This window comes from Streptomyces sp. NPDC004752 (assembly GCF_053601275.1).
The window spans coordinates 44,804-50,803 of sequence record NZ_JBSGBN010000070.1; the positions used below are offsets into that span (position 1 = coordinate 44,804).

Annotated in this window: 4 protein-coding genes; 2 read left to right on the top strand and 2 right to left on the bottom strand. The window is 71.4% G+C overall.

The features are described 5' to 3' along the window. Position 1 precedes the first annotated feature (1 nt). On the top strand, positions 2 to 856 hold the full coding sequence (locus ACWEKM_RS26825) for a trans-aconitate 2-methyltransferase (protein ID WP_451623798.1): 855 nt from the start codon (positions 2 to 4) through the stop codon (positions 854 to 856). A 258-nt stretch (positions 857 to 1,114) separates the two neighbouring features. On the opposite strand, the gene ACWEKM_RS26830 is transcribed toward ACWEKM_RS26825, so the two are convergent. Together ACWEKM_RS26830 and ACWEKM_RS26835 are read right to left on the bottom strand one after the other, a co-directional pair. Beyond that, on the bottom strand, positions 1,115 to 1,789 hold the full coding sequence (locus ACWEKM_RS26830) for a TetR family transcriptional regulator (RefSeq protein ID WP_451623792.1): 675 nt from the start codon (positions 1,787 to 1,789) through the stop codon (positions 1,115 to 1,117). Further along, positions 1,786 to 2,793: an acyl-CoA desaturase gene (locus ACWEKM_RS26835; RefSeq protein ID WP_451623793.1), complete on the bottom strand. Its 1,008-nt coding sequence runs from the start codon at positions 2,791 to 2,793 to the stop codon at positions 1,786 to 1,788. Before ACWEKM_RS26835 ends, ACWEKM_RS26830 begins: the two co-directional genes overlap by 4 nt. 354 nt (positions 2,794 to 3,147) lie before the next feature. Here ACWEKM_RS26835 and ppc point away from each other — a divergent pair, with 354 nt between their 5' ends. After that, positions 3,148 to 5,880: a phosphoenolpyruvate carboxylase gene (ppc, locus tag ACWEKM_RS26840; protein WP_451623794.1), complete on the top strand. Its 2,733-nt coding sequence runs from the start codon at positions 3,148 to 3,150 to the stop codon at positions 5,878 to 5,880. The last annotated feature ends 120 nt before the right edge of the window (positions 5,881 to 6,000 follow it).

Sequence of the window (6,000 nt, forward strand, 5' to 3'; positions counted from 1 at the left end):
GATGACAACGGTGTACGACTCCGAGGAGCCCGCCATGTCCCCCGCCGCCCCCACCTGGGACCCCGCCCAGTACCTCCGTCACGCCGGGCACCGCGCCCGCCCCTTCACCGACCTGCTGGCCCGCGTCCTCGACCCGCCCGCCGCCGTGCCCCGCATCGCCGACCTCGGCTGCGGCCCCGGCAACGTCACCCTGCTGCTCGCCGACCGCTGGCCCGCCGCGCACATCACCGGGTACGACAACTCCCCGCAGATGCTCGCCGACGCCCAGGCGCACGCCGGGCCCACGCCCGGCGGCGGGCGCCTCGACTTCGCCCACGCGGACGCCACCGACTGGGTGCCCGACGAGACCTACGACCTGATCGTCTCCAACGCCGCCCTCCAGTGGATCCCCGGCCACCTGGACGCCTTCCCGGCCTGGCTGGCCGCCCTCACCCCCGGCGGCACCTTCGCCTTCCAGGTGCCGCACAACATCGACGCGCCCCTGCACGCCCTGATGCGCGAACTCGCCGCCACCCCCCGCTGGAAGGCCCGCCTCGCGCACGTTCTGCGCCACGAGGACTCCGTCCACCTCCCCGGCGTCTACCTGGACCGCCTGGCCCGGCTCGGCTGCGCCGCCGACCTGTGGGAGACGACGTACTTCCACGTCCTGACCGGCGAGGACCCGGTCCTCGACTGGGTCAAGGGCACCGGGCTGCGGCCCGTCCTCACCGCGCTGGCGGACGACCCCGAGGCCGAAGACGCGTTCCTCGGCGACTACCGGGACCTGCTGCGGACGGCATACCCGAGCGCCGAGTACGGCACCGTCCTGCCCTTCAGGCGGCTGTTCGCCGTGGCCACGAAGCAGACACGGGCCTGATCGCCGCACACAGGCCCCGCCCTGCACACAGGGTCCCCGCACACAGGGCCCGCCCCGGGCTCAGGGTCACGACAGCGCCACGGACAGTGGCACGGGCAGTGGCACGGACAACGACACATACGCCGCCCGCCTCGCCGCCCACGGCGCGCCCACTGCCCGGGATCACGAGCCGCCGGGCCACCGGGCCACCGGCCCCTCCACGGCGCGGCCCCGGGCGGCCGGCCGGCTGGAGTTGCCGGAGCCCGTCCGGGAACCGTTCTAGGACTTGCGGTGCCCGATCAGCCGCGGCTTCTGCTCCAGGCCGTCCAGGCCGTGCCACGCCAGGTTCACCAGATGCGCGGCCACCTCCGCCTTCCTCGGACGGCGCACGTCCAGCCACCACTGGCCGGTCAACGCGACCATGCCGACCAGGGCCTGCGCATACAGCGGGGCCAGCTTGGGGTCAAAGCCACGGCTCTTGAACTCGCGGCCCAGGATGTCCTCCACCCGGGTGGCGATGTCCGAGATGAGAGAGGCGAAGGAGCCCGTCGACTGCGGGATGGGGGAATCGCGGACCAGGATCCGGAAGCCGTCCGTGTTCTCCTCGATGTAGTCGAGGAGCGCGAAGGCGGCCTGCTCGCACAGCTCGCGGGGATGGCCCGCTGTCAGCGAGCCGGTGACCATGTCCAGCAGGCGGCGCATCTCCCGGTCGACCACCACCGCGTACAGCCCCTCCTTGCCGCCGAAGTGCTCATAGACCACCGGCTTGGACACCCCGGCCTTCGCCGCGATCTCCTCCACCGACGTGCCTTCGAAACCTTTCGCCGCGAAAAGGGTGCGACCGATCTCCAGCAACTGCTGGCGGCGCTCGGCACCGGTCATACGGGTGCGACGCGCTCGCCGCGGCTTGTCGGGACTGGGGGTGCTGGAGTCGGTCGCCACGGCGTCAATCATGCCGTCTTCGCGGTCCCCGTCCCGCCTCGGGAGCCGTCTTCCCCGGTGTTGCGGCGTGAATCGATACGCGAGCGTGACGGCCAGCGCACGTCGTACGCCCAGCCGAGCCGCTCGAACCAGCGGATGAACCGTGCCGAGGAGTCCAACTGGCCCCGCTCCACACCGTGCCGCGCCGAGGTCGGGTCGGCGTGGTGCAGGTTGTGCCAGGACTCGCCGCACGACAGGACCGCCAGCCACCACACGTTCCCGGACCGGTCGCGTGAGCGGAACGGCCGCTTGCCCACGGCGTGACAGATCGAGTTGATCGACCAGGTCACATGGTGCAGCAGCGCCACCCGGACCAGGGACCCCCAGAAGAACGCCGTGAACACGCCGGACCAGGACATCGTGACCAGCCCGCCGATCAGCGCGGGCAGCAGCAGCGACACCACCGTCCACACGATGAACTGGCGGGAGATCGCACGAATCGCCCCGTCCTTGATCAGATCCGGCGCGTACTTGTCCTGGGGCGTCTGCTCCTCGTCGAACATCCAGCCGATATGCGCCCACCACAGGCCCTTGACCAGGGCCGGGACGGTCTCCCCGTAGCGCCACGGGGAGTGCGGGTCGCCCTCCGCGTCGGAGAACTTGTGGTGCTTGCGGTGATCGGCCACCCAGCGCACCAGGGGGCCCTCGACCGCCAGCGACCCCATGATCGCCAGGGCGATCCGCAGCGGCCGCTTCGCCTTGAACGAACCGTGGGTGAAATAGCGGTGGAAACCGATCGTGATGCCATGGCAGCCGAGGAAGTAGAAGAAGACCAGCAGGCCGAGGTCCAGCCAGCTGACCCCCCAGCCCCAGGCCAGCGGCACCGCCGCGACCAGCGCCAGGAAGGGGACGGTGATGAACAGCAGCAGCGTGATCTGTTCGATCGAGCGCTTCTGCTCGCCACCCAGCGTGGCGGACGGGAACGGCGGGTCGGTGGCCTTCTGGGCGTCGTCGATCACATCGGAACGCGTGGTCATGGGGTGTCCCCTGGGGGGTCGAGGGTAGAGGCGGGGTACGGGGCCGCCGGATCCGGTAGGAGGCCGGGTGGGCTTCCCTACGGTTCCGTAACCTACGGCGTCGTAAGTATGGCAGCGCCGCGTGCGGCGGCAAGAGCCCGTGAGCCTGCGCGTCCGCGTGGACACCTATCCTTGGAATCGGTCGGACAGCGCGGTCCGCTCTGATGTCTTCCCGGCTGACCCGCCCGTATGCGGCACCCGCCGCGCGGCGGACCACCGGGCCCCCACCCGGACGATCCCACCCGTCGCCCATCACCGCACTTCCCAAGAGTCGCCGACGCGACGCACTCCGGATTACTGCAAGGAGCCGCACCTGTGAGCAGTGCCGACGATCAGACCACCACGACCAGCACCGCACTGCGCGCCGACATCCGGCGACTGGGCGACCTCCTCGGCGAGACCCTCGTCAGGCAGGAGGGCACCGAACTGCTCGAACTGGTCGAGAGGGTCCGCCGCCTCACCCGCGAGGACGGCGAAGCCGCCGCCGAGCTGCTGCGTGGCACCGAACTGGAGACGGCCGCCAAGCTGGTCCGCGCCTTCTCCACCTACTTCCACCTCGCCAACGTCACCGAGCAGGTCCATCGCGGCCGCGAACTGCGGGCCCGCCGCGCGGCCGAGGGCGGCCTGCTCGCCCGCACCGCCGACCGCCTCAAGGACGCCGACCCGGAGCACCTGCGGCAGACGGTCGAGCACCTCAACGTTCGCCCGGTGTTCACGGCGCACCCCACCGAGGCCGCGCGCCGTTCCGTCCTCAACAAGCTCCGGCGCATCGCCGCGCTCCTGGAGACCCCCGTCATCGAGTCCGACCGCCGCCGCCACGACACCCGGCTCGCCGAGAACATCGACCTGGTCTGGCAGACCGACGAGCTGCGGGTGGTACGGCCCGAACCCGCCGACGAGGCCCGCAACGCCATCTACTACCTCGACGAACTGCACGCCGGCGCCGTCGGCGACGTCCTGGAGGACCTGACGGCGGAACTGGAACGCGTCGGCGTCCAGCTCCCCGACAACACCCGGCCACTCACCTTCGGCACCTGGATCGGCGGCGACCGCGACGGCAACCCGAACGTCACCCCCGACGTCACCTGGGACGTCCTCATCCTCCAGCACGAGCACGGCATCAACGACGCCCTGGAGATGATCGACCAACTGCGCGGCTTCCTGTCCAACTCCATCCGCTACACCGGCGCCACCGAGGAACTCCTCGAATCGCTGCGCACCGACCTGGAACTGCTCCCGGAGATCAGCCCCCGCTACAAGCGGCTCAACGCCGAGGAGCCCTACCGGCTCAAGGCCACCTGCGTCCGCCAGAAGCTCGTCAACACCAAGCAGCGGCTGGCCACCGGCACCCCGCACGAACCCGGCCGCGACTACCTCGGCACCGCCGAACTCCTCGGCGACCTGCGGCTCATCCAGACCTCGCTCAGGGAACACCGCGGCGGCCTGTTCGCCGACGGCCGCCTCGGCCGCAACATCCGCACCCTGGCCGCCTTCGGCCTCCAGCTCGCCACCATGGACGTACGCGAACACGCCGACGCCCACCACCACGCCCTCGGCCAGCTCTTCGACCGGCTCGGCGAGGAATCCTGGCGCTACACCGACATGCCCCGCGAGTACCGGGCCCGGCTCCTCGCCAAGGAACTGCGCTCCCGCCGACCGCTCGCGCCCACCCCGGCACCCGTGGACGCGGCCGGCGCGAAGACCCTCGGCGTCTTCCGGACCGTCAAGCGCGCCCTGGAGATCTTCGGCCCCGAAGTCATCGAGTCGTACATCATCTCGATGTGCCAGGGCGCCGACGACGTCTTCGCCGCCGCCGTCCTCGCCCGCGAGGCAGGCCTGATCGACCTGCACGCCGGCTGGGCGAAGATCGGCATCGTGCCGCTCCTGGAGACCACCGACGAACTGAAGGCCGCCGACACCATCCTGGAGGACATGCTCTCCGACCCGTCCTACCGGCGGCTCGTCGCGCTGCGCGGGGACGTCCAGGAGGTCATGCTCGGCTACTCCGACTCCTCCAAGTTCGGCGGCATCACCACCAGCCAGTGGGAGATCCACCGCGCCCAGCGCCGACTGCGCGACGTCGCCCACCGCTACGGGGTACGGCTGCGCCTCTTCCACGGCCGCGGCGGCACCGTCGGCCGCGGCGGCGGCCCCTCCCACGACGCCATCCTCGCCCAGCCCTGGGGCACCCTCGAAGGCGAGATCAAGGTCACCGAACAGGGCGAGGTCATCTCCGACAAGTACCTCGTGCCCTCGCTGGCCCGGGAGAACCTGGAACTGACCGTCGCGGCCACCCTTCAGGCATCCGCCCTGCACACGGCACCCAGGCAGTCCGTGGAAGCCCTCGCCCGCTGGGACGCCGCCATGGACGTCGTCTCCGACGCCGCCCACCGTGCCTACCGCGGCCTAGTCGAGGACCCCGACCTGCCGGCGTACTTCTTCGCCTCCACACCGGTCGACCAGCTCGCCGACCTGCACCTCGGCTCCCGGCCCTCCCGCCGCCCCGACTCCGGGGCCGGCCTCGACGGACTGCGCGCCATCCCCTGGGTGTTCGGCTGGACCCAGTCCCGGCAGATCGTCCCCGGCTGGTTCGGCGTCGGCTCCGGCCTCAAGGCCCTGCGCGAGGCCGGCCTCGACACCGTCCTCACCGAGATGCACGAACAGTGGCACTTCTTCCGCAACTTCATCTCCAACGTCGAGATGACGCTCGCCAAGACCGATCTGCGGATCGCCCGCCACTACGTCGACACCCTGGTGCCCGACGAGCTGCGGCACGTCTTCGACACCATCACCGCCGAACACGACCTGACGGTCCGTGAGATCCTGCGGATCACCGGCGAGGACGAACTGCTCGACGCCCAGCCGGTGCTGAAGCAGACCTTCGCCATCCGCGACGCCTACCTGGACCCCATCTCCTACCTCCAGGTCACCCTGCTGGGGCGGCAGCGCGACGCGGCCGACGCGGGCGAGCAGCCCGACCCGCTGCTCTCCCGCGCCCTGCTGCTGACCGTCAACGGCGTCGCCGCGGGCCTGCGCAACACCGGCTGACCCCGGCCGCACGACCGGGCGGTGCCCCCCCGCGCCCCCAGCCGGGGGCTCCGCCCCCCTCGGGCCGCCCCCCTGGGGCCGCCCGCCTGGGGGCGCCCGGGCATCGGGCCGCCCGGCCTT

Coding starts and splice junctions, on each gene's coding strand:
- ACWEKM_RS26830 (WP_451623792.1), bottom strand. CDS start 1,789: ATGATTGACGCCGTGGCGACCGACTCCAGCACCCCCAGTCCCGACAAG.
- ACWEKM_RS26825 (WP_451623798.1), top strand. CDS start 2: ATGACAACGGTGTACGACTCCGAGGAGCCCGCCATGTCCCCCGCCGCC.
- ACWEKM_RS26835 (WP_451623793.1), bottom strand. CDS start 2,793: ATGACCACGCGTTCCGATGTGATCGACGACGCCCAGAAGGCCACCGAC.